This window comes from Arthrobacter bambusae (assembly GCF_022606295.1).
Classification (GTDB): Bacteria; Actinomycetota; Actinomycetes; order Actinomycetales; family Micrococcaceae; genus Arthrobacter; species Arthrobacter bambusae_A.
The window spans coordinates 261,070-278,221 of the sequence record NZ_JAHHZS010000001.1 but is presented as its reverse complement, the minus strand read 5'-3'; the positions used below and the strand labels follow the sequence as shown (position 1 = coordinate 278,221).

Genomic DNA, 17,152 nt, shown 5'->3' with positions numbered 1-17,152 from the left:
GTCCATCAGACGGTAGTACGCGGAGTTGTCGATGCCCTTGAAGGACAGCGTGGGGCCCAAATGGTTGCCCTCGGCCGTGTGGTTGTACACCACGTCAAGAATGACCTCGATGCCGGCCCGGTGAAGGGAACGCACCATGGCCTTGAAGTCCTGGACCTGCTGGCCGGTATCGCCCTTGGAACTGTAACTGTTGTGCGGGGCGAAGAACCCGATGGTGTTGTAACCCCAGTAATTGTTCAACCCCTTGTCCTGCAGGATGCCGTCGTTCGTGAACTGGTGCACCGGCATCAGCTCGATCGCCGTGACCCCGAGCTTCTGCAGATGGGAAATCACGGCCGGGTGGGCGACGCCGGCATAGGTGCCGCGCTGTTCCTCCGGAACCTCCGGGTGCAGCTGGGTCAGGCCCTTGACGTGCGCCTCGTAAATCACGGACCGGTGGTACGGGATCCGCGGAAGGTGGTCACCGTCCCAATCGAAGAACGGATTGATGACCACACCCAACATCATGTGGGGCGCGGAGTCCTTGTCGTTACGGGAGTCAGGATCACCCATGTTGTACGAGAAAAGCGCCGGATCCCAGTCGATCTGCCGGTGGATGGCCTTGGCGTAAGGGTCCAGGAGGAGCTTGTTGGGATTGAACCGCTGCCCGGCGGCAGGATCATACGGACCGTGCACCCGGTAGCCATACTTCTGTCCGGGCTGGACATGCGGAAGGTAGCAATGCCAAACATAGCCGTCCACCTCGCTGACGGTGTAGGAAACCTCTTCCCCGTCGTCATCGAAGAGACACAACTCCACCTTCTCCGCCTTCTCGCTGAACAACGCGAAGTTCGTTCCCGTGCCATCGAAAGTGGCACCCAACGGGTATGCGGATCCTGGCCAAACGTCCATGTGTTCTCCTTCATATGCCGGATAACCTTCTGCCAGCCTAGCCAGACTATGTGACATTCACGGAACTTCCGTGGTCATCCGGCGCGATGTTCCTTGAGAAATCGGAAGACGCCGGGGACCGCCCGGGCGATATCGGAAGCCGTCAATGGCCCGCCTGCCGAGGCCGTACTGCCCGCCATTCCGTGGATGCTCGCGCCGACAGCGGCTACCGCGGCCCAGCGCGCGTCGGGGGCGATCCCCAAGGCGGCGAAAGGTCCGTCGTCGTCCAGTGCGGATTCCGTGTATGCCGCCGCGAGCGCGCCGACGATGCCGCCAAGGACGTCGCCGCTGCCTGCCGTTGACATCCACGGGCATCCATCTGACTGGCTGAAGACCGCTCCGGAAGGGGAAGCAATCACCGTTGTGGCGCCTTTGAGCAGGACGACCGCACCGGTGTGTCCGGCCGCGAGCCGGGCGAAGTGCACGGTCCGCGACTCGACGTCCTCCCGCGTGACGCGCACTTCGCCCCGGCCGAGAAGGGCAGCGAGTTCCCCGGCGTGCGGGGTGAGAATCCAGTTCGGCGGGCAGCGTTCCGGCAGGAGCTCGAGGGCTCCGGCGTCGACGACGGCGGGCTGGCCGACGCTTGCGGCCGCAGCCAGTACGTCGCGGGCCCGCTGGAATTGTTCGACTCCGTCCAGGCCAGGGCCGAGGAGCCACGCCTGGACCCTGCCTGGCCCGGCCGGCTCCCAGATGGCTTCGGGGGTTCGTGCCAGGACCTGCCGCGCCACGACTTCCGGACCGAGGTAGCGCACCATTCCCGCGCCGGCCGCGGAGGCGGCCTCGACACAGAGAGCCGCAGCCCCGGTGTAGCGCTCGGAACCGGCCACGATGCCCAGGACTCCCCGGGTGTACTTCTGGGCCCGGCGTCCCGGGTCCGGCAGTACGCCGGCCAGGTCAGCGGCAGAGAAACGACGCAGGGCGGGTACGGGAAGACCTTCCTCGATGCCGATGGGCACGAGGATCACGCGGCCGGCACAGCCCTCCCCCGGATCAGCCATCAGACCGGCTTTGACTCCCCCGAACGCCACGGTCAGCCGCGCCGTCAATACCGGCCAATGGACCTCGCCTGTGTCAGCGTCCACTCCGCTGGGAACATCGCAGGCCACCACCAGACCGGGCTTGAGCTCCTCCATGGCCGCAATCAATTCCGCGGCCGAACCACGGAGGCCACCCCTGGCTCCAGTACCCAGGATGGCATCAATGACCACATCGTCACCGGCAACCAGCACGGCCAGTTCTTCGGCATTGTCTTCGTCCAGGACATGGACGCGTCCGCCGGCTGCGCGGAAGGCCGCGAGGGCGTCAGGATGGGCGGAACCTGCGGTGAGCACCGCCGTCGTGCGCATGCCGCGTCCCGCGAGCATTGCCGCAGCGTAGAGTCCGTCCCCTCCGTTGTTGCCCTTGCCCGCCAGCACGGTGATGCTCGATCCATACAGGCGGCGATCTTCCGCGCGGAGTTCACGCACGACGGCGTTAGCCAGTCCGTAGGCCGCGCGCTGCATGAGAACAGCGCCCTCGCCGGCATCAAGAAGCGGTTGTTCCGCTGCCCTGATCTGAGTTCCGGTGAAGGCGCTGATCATGGTTGTTTGCGCTGCTAGGATTCGGCGATGACCATGGCAGTGGCGATCCCGCCATCGTGGCTCATGGACACGTGCCAGCGCTTCACGCCCATGGACTCGGAGACTGCCAGCACGGTGCCCTTCACTTTGATGGTGGGGCCGTTCTGGTCCAGCCCGATCCAGCAGTCCTGCCAGTTCATGCCCGCGGGAGCTCCCAAGACCTTTGCCACCGCTTCCTTGGCCGCGAAACGCGCGGCCAAGGACCGCGTGTTCAGTTCGCGTTCCGCGGGTACGAACAAACGGTCACGGAGGCCCGGGGTCCGCTCAAGTTGGCGCCCGAAGCGCTCAATGTCTACGACGTCTACGCCTATGCCAACAATCATGCGGCTATTCTACGGTCACACTCTTGGCGAGGTTGCGCGGCTGGTCCACGTCGTACCCCTTGGCCTTGGCCAGCTCTGCCGCAAAAATCTGCAGCGGAACAGTCGTGAGGAGTGGCATCAAGAGCGTTGGCGTCTGCGGGACGTAGAAAACGTGCTCGGCGTATGCACGCACGGCTTCGTCGCCTTCCTCGGCGATCACCAGGGTGCGCGCACCGCGTGCGCGGATCTCCTGGATGTTGCTGACAACCTTCGCGTGCAGGGAATCGCGGCCGCGCGGCGACGGGACCACAACAAAGACGGGCTGCCCTTCGTCGATCAGGGCAATCGGACCGTGCTTGAGCTCGCCGGCGGCGAAGCCCTCGGCGTGGATGTAGGCGATTTCCTTGAGCTTCAACGCGCCCTCAAGCGCCACCGGGAAGCCCACGTGGCGGCCGAGGAAGAGCACCGACTTCTCGTCCTTCATGCTGCGGGCGAGTTCGCGGAGCGGACCGGCGTTGTCGAGGATCTTCTGGATGTGGGCGGGAATCTTGCCCAGGTCCGCCAAGACGTCCTTGATCTGGCCGGAGAAGATGTTTCCGCGCAGCTGGGCGAGGTAGAGACCGAGCAAGTACGCGGCCGTGATCTGGGCCAGGAACGCCTTGGTGGAGGCGACGGCGATCTCCGGTCCGGCGTGCGTGTACAGAACGGCGTCGGATTCGCGCGGGATGGTGGATCCGTTGGTGTTGCAGATGGAGATGGTCTTGGCGCCCTGTTCACGGGCGTAACGGACAGCCATCAGCGTGTCCATGGTTTCGCCGGACTGGCTGATGGACACCACCAGGGTGTTGGCGTCAACGATCGGGTCGCGGTAGCGGAATTCATGCGCGAGTTCCACCTCGGTGGGGATACGGCACCAGTTCTCGATGGCGTACTTGGCGACCATCCCGGCGTAGGCAGCCGTGCCACAAGCCAGGACGATGATCTTGTTGACCTGCTTCAGCAGTTCGGGGTCGATCCGGAGCTCACTCAGGGTCAGCTGGCCGTTGATGTCCGAGCGGCCGAGGAGCGTCTGGGTAACGGCGTCGGGCTGGTCGTGGATTTCCTTCTCCATGAAGGAGCTGAAGCCACCCTTTTCGGCGGAAGCCGGGTCCCAGTCAACGTGGTATTCCTTGCCCTGGGCGGGGGCGCCGAAGAAGTCCGTGATCTCAACGGTGTCGGCCGTGATGGTGACGATCTGGTCCTGGCCAAGCTCGACGGCGCGGCGCGTGTGATCGATGAAACCGGAAACGTCCGAGCCAAGGAAGTTCTCGCCTTCTCCCAGCCCCACGACGAGGGGCGAGTTGCGGCGGGCGGCCACGACGACGTCCGGCCGCTCGGCGTGCACGGCGAGGAGCGTGAACGCGCCTTCGAGCCGCTGGCAGGCAAGCTGCATCGCTTTGGTGAGCCGGCCGTTGGACGAGTCCCCGTTGAGCTGGTTACGGAAAATGTCGCCCAGAAGTGCTGCGGCAACTTCGGTGTCCGTCTCAGACTCGAAGGTGATGCCCTTGGCGATGAGTTCCTGCTTGAGTTCGGCGAAGTTTTCAATGATTCCGTTGTGGATCATGGCCAAGCGTCCGCCATCGGCCAGATGCGGGTGGGCGTTCTGGTCGGTGGGTCCGCCGTGGGTGGCCCACCGTGTGTGGCCGATGCCGGTCAGCGAGTCAGGGAGCGGATTTCCGTCGAGCTCGTTCAACAGATTGCTCAGTTTTCCGGACTTCTTCCGGGCTGAGATGGTTCCATCAGCCACCACTGCAACTCCGGCTGAATCATAGCCCCGGTATTCAAGCCGCCGGAGTCCTTCAAGCACGACGTCGAGAGCCGAGTGCCCGGCATCTGCCCGGCGGGATGAATTGCCAACGTAACCTACGATTCCACACATGCCTACAAGACTAGCGGTTGCCCCGCGAAATGGACGTAGGATATCCAGGCCCGGGGGCAGGCCACGCCGCGGAATATGCCGGATCACGTACCTTTTGCGGAGAGCATGCTCACACAAAATCTGCCCGCCGTTCATGCTGTATTTCCGGATCAGCCAGCGGAGGGGCAGAATCTCTAAAGTGACTTTGCAACGCAATGAAGCGAACGGCGACAGCTCCTCTCCGTTCGTGGAGCTGGACAGGCAGACGTGGTCCCGGCTCGGTGCGCAAATGGAGCAGCCGCTTAACGAAGAGGACATCATCCGGCTTCGCGGCCTCGGCGATCCCCTGGACATGAAGGAAATCCGCGAGGTCTACCTTCCGCTCTCCCGCTTGTTGCACCTCTACGTCCAGGCATCACAGCAGCTTCATGCCGCCACGACCACCTTCCTTGGCGAGCAGACCCAGCGCACGCCCTTCGTGATCGGCGTCGCGGGTTCCGTGGCGGTCGGCAAGTCCACCATTGCCCGCGTGCTGCGCGAAATGCTCCGCCGTTGGCCCGGCACTCCGAACGTCGAACTCATCACGACCGACGGGTTCTTGTATCCCCTCGCCGAGTTGAAGCGCAGGCATTTGCTTGAGCGCAAGGGCTTCCCGGAATCCTACGACCGCCGGGCGTTGCTTCGTTTCGTGAGTGCCATCAAGGGGGGCGCCGAAGAGGTCCGCGCTCCTTGGTATTCGCACGTCACCTACGACATCGTCCCGGACAAGGAAGTGGTGGTCCGGCGTCCCGACGTGCTCATCGTCGAGGGCCTCAATGTATTGGCGCCCGCCCGTCCCCGGCAGGACGGCCGGCAGGGCTTGGCGCTGAGCGACTTCTTCGATTTCTCCATTTATGTTGACGCCAAGACGTCGTACATCGAAGACTGGTACGTGGACCGTTTCCGCAAGCTTCGAAACACCGCGTTCGCCCAGCCCGAATCCTACTTCCACCGTTACGCGACGCTCTCGGACGCCGAGGCGGAAGCGACGGCGCGCGGCATTTGGAAGCGCATCAACGAACCCAACCTTGAGGAAAACGTGCTCCCTACCCGCGGCAGGGCTCAACTTGTCCTCACCAAGGATGCCGACCATTCGATCCGCCGCATGCTGCTCCGAAAGGTCTAGCACGGATGTGCTACAACTGCGGCCCCAGCCGAAGGTCCTTCGCGACGCTCCTCGCCGCAGGGGTGGGTATGGCCGCCTTGGCGGCCTGCACCCCGGATAACCGGGTCGCCACTCCCACGTCGACTCCGTCCCCCTCAGGTCCAGCGCCGACGCCGGCCGCGGCGACCACGACGGCGGCCCCCTCCGCAGCGCCCAGCGATCAGCCGCCGTCGGGCGCACCGCCGTCGAAGGCTCCGTCCGCGGCCCTGTCCCAACAGTTTTCCCACAGCGACCCCGCGAGCCAATGGGTCATCGTCAACAAGCACCGGCCGCTTTCTCCCTTGCAGTTTGTCCCTGCCGACTTGGTGCGGCCCCGCGTGCAACTCGCGGTCAGCGGAGAGGCGTCCCTGCTCAACAGCACCACCGCGACAGCGGCCGAGAAACTCTTCGCGGCAGCCACCTCGGCCGGCGTGACCCTGACTTTGGCGTCCGGCTACCGTTCCTTTCAGACCCAGACCGCCACGTACAACGGCTATGCAAGCACCCGCGGACAGGCCTCGGCGGACACGGCCTCGGCACGTCCCGGGTTCTCGGAGCACCAGACTGGCTGGGCGTTCGATATCGGCGACGGCGGCGGGGCGTGCAGCTTCGAGCCCTGCTTCGCCGATCAACCTGCCGCGGTGTGGGCCAAGGCCAACGCGTACAAGTTCGGATTTGTCGTCAGGTACCCCTGGATGCTCAATGACGTCACCGGCTACTACTACGAGCCGTGGCATTTGCGCTTTATCGGGGTCGAGGCTGCTACGGATATGAGCAAGCGGGGCATCGGCACCCTCGAGGAGTACTTCGGGCTTGAAGCGGCGCCGGGCTATCTCTAGCGGTTGATTGAGCATCAGGCACGTGAACAACTGTGGCCCATCTCCCCACGGAGACGGGCCACAGCTGTCTGCTCTTGCGATGTTGGGGCTAGAGCGCCAGTTCGTGCGGAATGGCGAGGCGGTCTTCGACGACGCCGGCGAGTTCGGTGCATATGCGGGTGGCGGTTTCCATGTCCGCTGCCTCCACCATCACGCGCACGAGCGCTTCGGTGCCGGAGGGCCGCAGGAGCACCCGGCCAGTATCACCAAGTTCGAGTTCGGCGGCAGCCACCGCGGCGGCAACGCCTTCGTCGGTGGCGGCGCGCGATTTGTCCACGCCCTTTACGTTGATCATGAGCTGCGGCAGCTTGGTCATGGCCCCGGCAAGGTCTTTGAGGGTTCGGCCGGTACCGGCCACTTGGGCGGCAATCTGCAGACCGGTCAGGACGCCGTCTCCCGTGGTGGCGTAATCCGAGAAGATCACGTGGCCGGACTGTTCTCCACCAAGGCTGAAGCCGCCGTCGCGCATTGCTTCCAGGACGTACCGGTCCCCCACCGCGGTCTCGCGGAGGGTGATTCCAGCATCCCGCAGAGCGATCTTGAGTCCGAGGTTGCTCATCACGGTGGCTACCAGGACGTCGTCCTTCAGTTTTCCGGACTTCTTGAGTGCGAGGGCCAGGATCGCCATGATCTGGTCACCGTCAACCTCGTTGCCTTCGTGGTCCACGGCGAGGCAGCGGTCGGCGTCGCCATCGTGGGCAATGCCGAAATCGGCACCGTGCTTGACCACCGCTTCCTTGAGCTGGCCAAGGTGGGTGGACCCGACGCCGTCGTTGATGTTCAGGCCGTCGGGTTCCGCGCCGATCACCACAACTTCGGCGCCGGCGCTGGCGAAGACCTGCGGGGAACAGCCGCTTGCCGCCCCGTGGGCGCAGTCCAGCACAACCTTCAGACCCTCGAGGCGGTGCGGCAGGGTGCCGAGCAGGTGGACGATGTAACGGTCCTCGGCGTCTGAGAAACGCTGGATGCGGCCGACGTCGCCGGCCACTGGACGCGCGGGTTCCTTGCCGAGCTGGGCCTCGATCGCGTCCTCTACTTCGTCCGGGAGCTTCTGGCCGCCGCGGGCGAAGAACTTGATGCCGTTGTCCGGTGCCGGGTTGTGCGAGGCCGAGATCATGACCCCGAAATCGGCGTCGAGGTCGGCGATGAGGTAGGCCGCCGCGGGCGTGGGCAGTACACCGGCGTCGTACACGTCGATGCCGGAACTCGAAAGCCCGGCTTCCACGGCTGCGGCGATAAACTCCCCGCTGGCGCGCGGATCCCGGGCGACCACGGCACGGGGCCGCGTTCCGTTGGCCGCACGCTCGTGGCCAAGGACCACTGCTGCTGCTTGGGCCAACTGAAGAGCAAGCTCCGCGGTGAGCAATCCATTGGCGAGACCACGCACGCCATCTGTTCCAAATAATCTAGCCATCGCGTCCCAGTCTAGACGACGGCTGTAGGGGCCGAGGGAAGCAGTGACGGAGGACGCTCATACCCCTTAGACTGCGCAATCGCAAGAGTGGAGCTACTCGACTTGCGCTTTTTCCTCCACTCTAGTAAAGGGCCTTAACAAGTATCTACGATTGCCGCATGACACCTAGCTCTGGGGGCTTGGCGCTCGAAATAATCGTCCCCGTCTTCAACGAGTCCGCCATACTCGAAAGAAGCATTTACCGGCTCACCGATTACCTTTCCCGGGAATTGTTGTACAGCTGGAAAATCACGATTGCCGACAACGCGAGCACTGATGCGACCGGCTTAATTGCGCGGAAGCTCGCTGATGAGGTTCCGAATGTCAGTTATCGGCGCCTGGAGACTAAAGGGCGGGGTTTTGCGCTCCGCGACGCGTGGACATCGTCCGAAGCCAAAGTTCTGGCATATGTAGACGTCGACCTCTCAACCGATTTGGCGGCTTTGCCTCCGCTCATCGCTCCCCTGCTTTCCGGTCACTCGGATGTCAGCATCGGCACGCGGCTTGGCAGGACTTCGAGAGTAGTCAGGGGTCCCAAACGGGAATTCATCTCCCGGAGCTACAACCTGATTCTTAAACGGACCATGCAGGTACAGTTTTCCGATGCCCAGTGCGGTTTTAAGGCAGTCAGGGCGGAAGTCGCGCATCGGCTGCTGCCGTATGTGAAGGACAACTGCTGGTTCTTCGACACCGAGCTGTTGATCTTGGCGGAGCGTGCAGGACTTCGAATCCACGAGATTCCAGTCGACTGGATCGACGATCCAGACAGCAGGGTGGATATCCGCCAAACCGCCGTCGACGATATCAGGGGCCTCGTACGCGTCGCCGGTTCCATGATGAAGGGAAATATCCCTTTGCAAGCGATATACGCGGAGCTGGGGCGAGGACCTATCGCCACGCCGACCCGCCCAAGTTTCTTCGGCCAGGTGATACGTTTCGGAATCGTCGGCGCGTTCTCCACTTTCGCTTTTGCTTTGCTGTATCTGCTATTCCAGGGCCCGTTTGGCCCACAGCAGGGAAACTTCCTGGCCTTGTTACTCACTGCCATTGCGAACACGGCAGCCAACCGCCGCTTCACCTTCAGGATCCATGGCCCCGAGCGGCAGTTCACACAACAGTTTCAAGGCCTTGTGGTTTTCCTAGTCGCCTGGGTGATCACCTCTTCGTCCCTGGTATTGCTACATGCCATTCACCCGGATGCATCGCCCAGCACTGAGTTGTTGGTCCTGACCAGTGCGAATATTTTCGCCACTCTTGTCCGCTTCGTCCTGCTTCGTATCTGGGTCTTCCGGGTACGGCGGACGGAGAAACGGCGTGGCGTGGCCACCATTAAGCAGTTGGCAGTGTGAGCAGCAAAACCAGCCGACTTCCCGGACAACCAGCCCTGGGCACTGTCATCGGGGGCCCTTCTCAGATCTTCCGGATGTGGCTTCGTGGGGATCCATTGAATCCGATGTGGCAGCGGCCGGCTCTATTGGGCCTTCTTGCTTTGACGTCGGTCCTCTACATGTGGGGACTCGACCGAAACGGCTGGGCAAACTCCTACTACTCCGCTGCCGTCATGGCCGGCTCGGAAGACTGGACGGCGTTCTTCTACGGTTCCTCCGACCCCAGCAATGCAATTACCGTTGACAAGCCGCCGATGTCCTTGTGGATCATGTCGCTTTCGGTGCGCCTTTTCGGACTCAACTCATGGAGCATCCTCTTGCCGCAGGCTCTCATGGGAGTACTCAGCGTCTATTTGCTGTATCGGATGGTCCAGAAGCGGACCGACCCTGCAACTGGCCTCCTTGCAGGGCTTTTCTTCGCGGTAACGCCCGTGGCCACCGTCATGTTCCGGTACAACAACCCGGATGCGCTGCTGACTCTCCTCATGATCGGAGCCGCCTACGCCACACTCGAGGCGATCGACAGAGGGAAGCTGCGCTGGCTGCTCGTCGCGGGGGCCCTGATCGGCGCCGGGTTTCTCACGAAGCAGCTACAGGTTGCACTCATTCTGCCGGCGATCGCGCTTGCGTACGGTGTTTTCGCCCGATTGCCGGTATATCGCAAATTGCTCCACCTCGGGGCCGGACTGCTCGCCGCAGTAGTCGCATCGGGCTGGTGGCTCATCATCGCGCAGAAAGCGGATCCTGCTCAGAGGCCGTTCATCGGCGGCTCCCGATCCAATAGCATCTGGGAACTGACGCTGGGTTACAACGGGCTCGACCGGTTGACCGGCGAGGATGCCAGCCACACGCTGTCGGGTCCTAGTGCGGATCTCTACCAGAAGCTTGGCCCTGGGTTCACACGTTTTCTACAACCACAGTTCTCGGCCCAGTTCGCGTGGTTTCTCCCGCTCGCGATTGCTGGAGTCGGTATCACTATTTGGTTCGCCATTCGACGACATAGCACGTTGCAACAGCGGGCTTTTTTGGCCTTCTGCGCCGCATGGTTTATTTGTTCGGCCACGGTCCTGGCCATGATGACAGGCATCGTCCATCCCTATTACGCGATCTCAACCGTGCCGGCGCTCAGTTGCTTAGCCGCGTTTACGGCCACCCATCTTATGCGCCGCTTGGCAAGCGGGCTAGTCCGTCTAGCGTCTGGTGTCGTGATGGCTAGCTGCCTGATCCTGGGGTTTACTACCGTATCCCGGTCCGTCTCGGAATTCCCTTGGCTGCCCCAGGTGTTGTTGGTCGCGGGTAGCTTGGCAGTCGCCATCGTGATACTTCCACCGGTCAAAAGGCAACCGCAAGCGGTACCAGCCCTATTTATAGGAGCATCAATTTTATTGGGTCCTACTATCTGGTCGGTAAACACGGCCCTTAGTCCGCACGTCGGAGCAGGAGTTGTCGCCGGACCCAGCACCCTGGGCATTCGATCAGATAGTCCAGATCGAACTCAACTGCCGACCGGGACGCCCCTCAGCTTCACCGCGGTCATGTTCGGCGACGTGCCATCCCCGATAGTCCTTGAGAGGATCAAAGCGAGCCCTGCGTCCGTGCGGTGGGCAACCGCGGTTGTCGGCTCGGAAACGGCCGCCAATTATCAGCTGGACAGTTCCAGAGCGATCCTGCCAGTGGGTGGATTCGACGGCACAGATCCTTTCCCGACACTGGAGCAATTCCAGACAATGGTCCACCAGGGTAATGTCGGATCGTTTGTGATCCAGAACCTTCCGCCTTTGACGTCTGACGGGCGAGGGGAATCTGCGCGCATTGTGCAGTGGGTGGAAAGCAACTTCCAGCCCGAGATAATCGATGGAACGTCCTTCTATCGCCTCACCCAGTAAGTTCAAAGTACGAAGAAAGCCCGCCCCGCCAAACGGCGGGACGGGCTTTCGAGCAAGCGGGTTTAGCGCTTGTGGGTCCGAGCGCTAAAAAGCGCTCAGGGCCCCGTGGTGATGTCGCGCCAGCGGCAACACCACGGGTAAGAGCATTTTTAGCGCTTGGAGTACTGCTGCGCCTTGCGTGCCTTCTTGAGACCAGCCTTCTTGCGCTCGATGACGCGTGCGTCACGACGCAGGAAGCCGGCCTTCTTCAGGGTGGCGCGGTTGTTCTCGGTGTCGATCTCGTTCAGTGAACGGGCGATGCCGAGGCGCAGTGCGCCGGCCTGACCGGAAATGCCGCCACCGTGGATACGTGCAAAGACGTCGTAAGCGCCGTCAAGATCAAGGATCTTGAAGGGCTCGTTGACGTCCTGCTGGTGCAGCTTGTTCGGGAAGTAGTTGGCCAGCTCGCGACCGTTGATGATCCACTTGCCGGTTCCGGGCACGATGCGAACCCGTGCAACGGCTTCCTTACGACGGCCAACTGCGGCGCCGGAAACGGTCAGTGCCGGACGCTCTTTCTTCGGCGCTTCTGCTTCTGCAGGACCGCTCTCCGAGGTGTAGCTGGTCAGGTTTTCCTCAGCCACAACGGCCTCGGTGGTCAGTTCTTCGTTCTGAGCCACGATTCTCCTTGATTAAAAGTTGGTTGGTGGCCAGGACTACTGGGCGACCTGGGTGATTTCGAAAGTCTTGGGCTGCTGGGCTGCGTGGGGGTGCTCTGCACCACGGTAAACCTTGAGCTTGCCCAGCTGCTGTGCAGCGAGGGAGTTCTTCGGGAGCATGCCCTTGATGGCCTTCTCCACGGCGCGGACCGGGTTGGATTCCAAGAGCTCCGCGTAGTTGACGGAGGTCAGGCCGCCCGGGTAGCCGGAGTGGCGGTATGCGCGCTTCTGCTCCAGCTTGGCGCCGGTCAGGGCAACCTTTTCAGCGTTGATAATGATGACGAAGTCGCCCATGTCCATGTGGGACGCAAAGGTCGGCTTGTGCTTTCCGCGCAGCAGTGTTGCGGTCTGGCTGGCAAGACGACCAAGGACAACGTCGGTGGCATCGATGACGTGCCACTGGCGGTTGATATCGCCGGGCTTCGGGGTGTACGTACGCACGGTTTTGCCTCGTTCTTGTTCTGGCGTTCATGTTTTAGGCGGCACGCTTGAAGCGTGTGCCTACTAGGTATGCGCTACCGGAGCAGAGGTGAGGGCTCTATGTACCAGTCATCCCGAAGTCTCGATATGCCTGTCGAGTTAACGATCCTGCAACTGGATCCCCAAGCGGGCATGTGTCATCGAGAAAGGACACGCACAACGACTATCAACAATAGCGGCTAGGAGCTTCAGGGTCAAAATAGGCTGGCAACGAGCGTGAACAGCTGAGACCCATTCCGAGCCCCCCAGGAGATGCCATGACAGCAACTGCCGCCCAGCCCTTGCTTGTGGCCGCCCTCGGGCTCCTCGGGCTGCTCACGAGCCCCCTGGCAGAGGTTCTGATAGCCCGATCCCTGCCGCGGCTTGGTGGACTCCCCTCCTACACCGTGAGGATCACGACAGCGGTGGTGACGGCCGCGTTGTTTGCGCTCATGACGGTCCGGTTCGGCTTGTCACCTGCCCTCCCCGCTTACCTGCTCTTAGGAGTACTGGCGGTTCAGCTGTCCCGCTTGGACGTCGCCCACCATTTACTCCCGAACCCCTTGGTCTTGATTCTGCTTTCCGCCGGCCTCGTCCTGCTAACCACGTCCTCTGTGCTGGTTCCGGACTGGCCCGCCCTACTTCGCGCAGCTGTTGGAGGTGGCATTTTGTTCCTCGGATACTTAATTCTTGGATTAATTTCCCCCGGCGGCCTCGGAATGGGCGATGTGAAGCTCGCGGCGCCACTCGGAATGTACTTGGGCTACTTGGGCTGGACTCAGCTGTTCTACGGGGGACTGCTGGGCTTCGTGGTTGGCGGGGTAATGACGGTGCTGTTGTTGCTCCTGAAGCGCGGAGCCAAACCCACAGAAGTGCCTCATGGACCGGCTATGTTCGCTGCCGCAATAGGAGTGGTACTTCTTGGCGGTTAGTCACTCGCCGGCTACCCGCTCCTCCTCATGCGCAACCACAACCTGCGGTTTGGGGTAGTAGTTAGCCAAAAAACCAAGTAGTTCAGCCACGCGAGCGAGTAGTTGCCACGTCCGGGAGTCGGAAAACGAGTAACGCCACGCATTGTTTGTTAACCCACTCACGGGCAATTCTTGTCCTAGCGAGATCCAACCGCCGGACGGGGTATGTGAGCGGCAGGGACTCGTAAGAAAATTCACTTATCTGGGGAAGGTTTTACAATGTCCACTTTCATGTTCTCCGTTGTTTCATTCATCGCCGGTGTCAAGGAACGGTTCACTTCCGAGAAGGGGGCGACGATGGTGGAGTACGGCATCATGGTCGCCCTTATCGCGGTGATCGTCCTGGCAGCCGTCGGTCCGTTGGGGCAGGCAATCGCTGGAATATTCACAGGAGTCACTGCCAGCGTATAGGCGGCCACTTCATTGCTTGTCGAGACTTATTGCTTTCGGCAAGAGCGCGCGCTGAAACGATCTTTGGGCACACAGTGGCCACGTCCGAGGACGGGCAGAAATTCGCAAACCCCGCAGATCTGTCTTAATTTTCGGAAGAATTGCGCGACGCACCGAACATGGGCGCTCTGAACTGGGAAAGATTGCGGTCGTTGAACCGTTGCTTCCCCGGCTAAGGAGCGCCCTTTCGGCGTTAACCCCCTAATTCTTTCTGCCTATTCCCGATGCTCCGGCGTGGCAAGTCGCCCATCCCCGTCACAGGCTGACCGCGGCGGCGTTCTTCGTTGAGTATCGTCCCAGCTCCGTGGCCGACGCGGGAACTCCGCTCAATGGGGTTGATCAGCTCGAAAGTGCCGAGCGCCACACGCTCCGGAGTAACCCATTGTTCGTCCGATCGGCCCGGAGCCGCGCTCATACGACATTTCGTCGACCGCCGCTCACGGCATGACCAAACTAGCCAAGCCTGCGGATCGGGATGCATCCCTGGCGATGGCGGAAAGCCAGGTGCCCGCGTTGACCCGGGTAGGCGAGGCCCCCGAATTCACGAGTGAAGGTAAGCGTCTCTCAGGTGGGATCCGTCCTGCTCGTCGGAGACATCGGCGATGGTGACGCGAGCCGGGTAGTCGATCAGCGGGATAAAGGCTCAGAGCGGATAGCGGCGACGTGGTTGCCGATGTTCATCCAGCTTTCTATGCTTCGCGCGGCCGCCGGCGGCGTCATTTTGATCTTTGGGGTCATTTTTCTCCGATCAATTTCTCGGGGCAGCCTCGGAAGGGCTGTGCGAGGCCCCTCAGCACCACTCGAAGATGTACTTGGGCTACTTGGGTTGGACCCAACTGGGCTACAGGGGACCGATCGGCTTTGTGGTGGGTAGGTAATGACGATCCGGCTGTTGCAGTTGCAGCGCGGAACCAAGCCTCGCCGGTGGTTCACGGACCGGCACCCACGTTCTCCGCAGCAATTGGGGTGGCACTCCTCGTATCTGTCATGCTCACAATTTTCGCAGGCTTCCCTTGACGCCCACAGGCCACTGCCGCCTCGTAGCTTGAGTAGTACTTAGCCAGAAAAACCGAGTACTCGGGCCCCACTTGCGAGTAGTTCGCGCAAATCGCCCCCGAAAAGTCGAGTACCACTACGCATTGTTTGTTAACCCACCCACACGCAATTCTTGTCCTAACGAAAACCGAAACCGTCAAACGGAATATGTGGACGGTTGGAATTCGTAGAAAAATTCACTTATCTGGGAAGGTTCATCCAATGTCAACTCTCATGCTCTCCGTTGTCTCATTCATCGCCGGCGTCAAGGAGCGGTTCAACTCCGAGAAGGGAGCGACGATGGTGGAGTACGGCATCATGGTCGCCCTTATCGCAGTGATTGTCCTGGCGGCTGTTGGTCCGCTGGGCCTCGCAATCAAGGCTATGTTCGCGGGCGTTACAACTAGCCTTTAGCTCTGATTTCATCGTTTGGCTCCGGTTGCGGTGAGAGCCGCAACCGGAGCCAAACCGCTTAACACAAAAGTCCACCTTGAAGCTGGGCGAACATCCTTATTCGGGAACTAATTCTGGGAGATGTTCTTGAAAGCGAAAAAGAAAGAACGTGGTGCAGTAGCCGTCGAACTGGCGATTGTCCTCCCCCTGCTGCTGCTGATTCTGATCGGAATCATTGAATTTGGTCGGGTGCTGAACGTTCAGGTTTCCCTGACGGAAGCGGCAAGGGAGGGCGCGAGAAATGCCGCCATCCACTATCAGGACTCCGGTCTGGACGTCACCGGCACGGCACAAAGGGCCGCACCGACGCTCAGTGGCCTGGGGATGACAGTCACCAGCAATGTTGGAAGTTGCTCACCGACTTCCGACGTCACGGTTACGACCAGGGTCTCTCTTCCGTCACTGACGGGTTTCCTGAATGGCGGGCTCTTCGGAATGCCGGGAATCTTCCCAATGTCAATGACTGGAGTCGGGGTGATGAAATGCGGCGGCTGAAAGGTACCCACCTCCTTGGGCATCGGAAGGCTAAGACCTCCGATAACAGCGAGAGAGGCGCAGTGACTCTGATAGTGGCCTTCCTCCTTGTGGTCCTGCTCGGCTTCGCGGCTTTGGCCATTGACGTTGGCGCGTTGTACGCCGAAAAGGCCCAACTGCAAAACGGGGCCGATGCCGCGGCGCTCGCGATCGCTGGTGATTGCGCCGCCGGCGACTGCGGGACCCCCACCACGACGGCATCAAGGCTCGCCAACGGAAACGCCAACGACGGTTCAAGCGGCGTTTCCTCCATCACTTTTCCCCAGGCGACCACGGTACGCGTCGAGACAAACAGTCGCGATGCCACCACCGGTTCGAACAGCTTTTCCCTGTTCTTCGCGAGAGTGCTGGGAATCAATTCCGCAGACGTTCGGGCCACAGCCCAAGCGTCCTGGGGGCCACCTTCGACGGGCACGACCCTTCCCTGGACCATGAGCGAGTGTGTCTTCGAGAAGTACCTCACGCCCAGTCAGTTAGCGTCACTGCAATCCACCGGGAATTTCACCGGCGATCCAGTGCCGACCCATATCCTGATGCGTTACGACACGAACGCGCCCACGTATCCGGGCTGTGCAGCACAGAACGGCTATGAACCCGGCGGCTTCGGCTGGCTCGTTACTAATTCGGGCTGCTCTACGAACATCAGCATTTCAGCACAAGTGAGCGGTCAACCCGGTAATCACTTCCCGAATGCCCCCGCCTGCAGCACGGTTCTCTCCACGATCATGGACAAACCCGTCCTTGTTCCTCTCTTCAACTCGGCGACGGGGAACGGTAGCAACGCGACCTACACCCTCGTGGGGTTTGGTGCATTCCAGGTAACGGGCTACAAGTTCAGCGGCTCGGGAGGAGTCAGTGACTCTCTCGCACCCAGCTGCACAGGAAACTGCCGCGGTATTCAAGGCTTTTTCGCTCGTTTTGTTTCCCTTCAAGAGGGAATGTCGATCGGCGGCGGCCTTCCCGATTTTGGGGCCTCCGTGATCGCGCTTACGGGGTAGATCCTGGACTCCGCTTAG

The 17,152-nt window shown here is 61.5% G+C and carries 16 protein-coding genes; 9 read left to right on the top strand and 7 right to left on the bottom strand.

Annotated elements, in window-relative coordinates; genetic code table 11:
• The 4 genes from KNN17_RS01325 to glmS all read right to left on the bottom strand — a co-directional run.
• A partial coding sequence (locus KNN17_RS01325; RefSeq protein ID WP_241707145.1) for an alpha-amylase family glycosyl hydrolase occupies positions 1-891 on the bottom strand: 891 nt, incomplete at its 3' end.
• A gap of 74 nt (positions 892-965) precedes the next feature.
• Complete coding sequence (locus tag KNN17_RS01320) at positions 966-2,510, bottom strand: NAD(P)H-hydrate epimerase (protein ID WP_241707144.1); 1,545 nt, start codon at positions 2,508-2,510, stop codon at positions 966-968.
• A gap of 14 nt (positions 2,511-2,524) precedes the next feature.
• Entirely contained in the window at positions 2,525-2,872 is a 348-nt protein-coding gene (locus KNN17_RS01315) for a holo-ACP synthase (RefSeq protein ID WP_241707143.1), read from the bottom strand.
• A gap of 4 nt (positions 2,873-2,876) precedes the next feature.
• A complete protein-coding gene (glmS, locus tag KNN17_RS01310; protein WP_078108117.1) occupies positions 2,877-4,769 on the bottom strand; it encodes a glutamine--fructose-6-phosphate transaminase (isomerizing) in 1,893 nt (630 codons plus the stop codon).
• Positions 4,770-4,902: 133 nt separating this feature from the next.
• Here glmS and coaA point away from each other — a divergent pair, with 133 nt between their 5' ends.
• Both coaA and KNN17_RS01300 read left to right on the top strand, forming a co-directional pair.
• Entirely contained in the window at positions 4,903-5,913 is a 1,011-nt protein-coding gene (gene coaA / locus KNN17_RS01305; protein ID WP_241707142.1) for a type I pantothenate kinase, read from the top strand.
• A 5-nt stretch (positions 5,914-5,918) separates the two neighbouring features.
• A complete protein-coding gene (locus KNN17_RS01300; protein ID WP_241707141.1) occupies positions 5,919-6,770 on the top strand; it encodes a M15 family metallopeptidase in 852 nt (283 codons plus the stop codon).
• Positions 6,771-6,858: 88 nt separating this feature from the next.
• On the opposite strand, the gene glmM is transcribed toward KNN17_RS01300, so the two are convergent.
• On the bottom strand, positions 6,859-8,223 hold the full coding sequence (gene glmM / locus KNN17_RS01295) for a phosphoglucosamine mutase (RefSeq protein ID WP_241707140.1): 1,365 nt from the start codon (positions 8,221-8,223) through the stop codon (positions 6,859-6,861).
• A gap of 158 nt (positions 8,224-8,381) precedes the next feature.
• Here glmM and KNN17_RS01290 point away from each other — a divergent pair, with 158 nt between their 5' ends.
• Entirely contained in the window at positions 8,382-9,611 is a 1,230-nt protein-coding gene (locus KNN17_RS01290; RefSeq protein ID WP_241707139.1) for a glycosyltransferase, read from the top strand.
• The gene (locus KNN17_RS01285) at positions 9,608-11,536 is read left to right on the top strand and encodes an ArnT family glycosyltransferase (protein WP_241707138.1); all 1,929 of its coding nucleotides are present in this window, start codon (positions 9,608-9,610) and stop codon (positions 11,534-11,536) included. Before KNN17_RS01290 ends, KNN17_RS01285 begins: the two co-directional genes overlap by 4 nt.
• Positions 11,537-11,685: 149 nt before the next feature.
• Here KNN17_RS01285 and rpsI read toward each other — a convergent pair whose 3' ends face one another.
• Complete coding sequence (gene rpsI / locus KNN17_RS01280) at positions 11,686-12,195, bottom strand: 30S ribosomal protein S9 (RefSeq protein WP_078108113.1); 510 nt, start codon at positions 12,193-12,195, stop codon at positions 11,686-11,688.
• Positions 12,196-12,231: 36 nt separating this feature from the next.
• On the bottom strand, positions 12,232-12,675 hold the full coding sequence (gene rplM / locus KNN17_RS01275) for a 50S ribosomal protein L13 (RefSeq protein WP_024817563.1): 444 nt from the start codon (positions 12,673-12,675) through the stop codon (positions 12,232-12,234).
• Positions 12,676-12,971: 296 nt separating this feature from the next.
• On the opposite strand from rplM, the gene KNN17_RS01270 reads away from it, so the two are divergent.
• The 5 genes from KNN17_RS01270 to KNN17_RS01250 all read left to right on the top strand — a co-directional run bounded on the left by KNN17_RS01270 (position 12,972) and on the right by KNN17_RS01250 (position 17,134).
• Entirely contained in the window at positions 12,972-13,625 is a 654-nt protein-coding gene (locus tag KNN17_RS01270; protein ID WP_241707137.1) for a prepilin peptidase, read from the top strand.
• A gap of 258 nt (positions 13,626-13,883) precedes the next feature.
• Entirely contained in the window at positions 13,884-14,075 is a 192-nt protein-coding gene (locus tag KNN17_RS01265) for a Flp family type IVb pilin (protein WP_241707136.1), read from the top strand.
• A gap of 1,296 nt (positions 14,076-15,371) precedes the next feature.
• Entirely contained in the window at positions 15,372-15,563 is a 192-nt protein-coding gene (locus KNN17_RS01260; RefSeq protein ID WP_241707135.1) for a Flp family type IVb pilin, read from the top strand.
• 126 nt (positions 15,564-15,689) lie between these two features.
• Positions 15,690-16,097 (top strand): TadE/TadG family type IV pilus assembly protein, encoded by a 408-nt coding sequence (locus KNN17_RS01255; RefSeq protein ID WP_241707134.1) that lies wholly within the window; start codon positions 15,690-15,692, stop codon positions 16,095-16,097.
• Positions 16,085-17,134, top strand: coding sequence for a TadE/TadG family type IV pilus assembly protein (locus tag KNN17_RS01250; protein ID WP_242598407.1), 1,050 nt, complete (start codon positions 16,085-16,087; stop codon positions 17,132-17,134). Before KNN17_RS01255 ends, KNN17_RS01250 begins: the two co-directional genes overlap by 13 nt.
• Positions 17,135-17,152 lie beyond the last annotated feature (18 nt).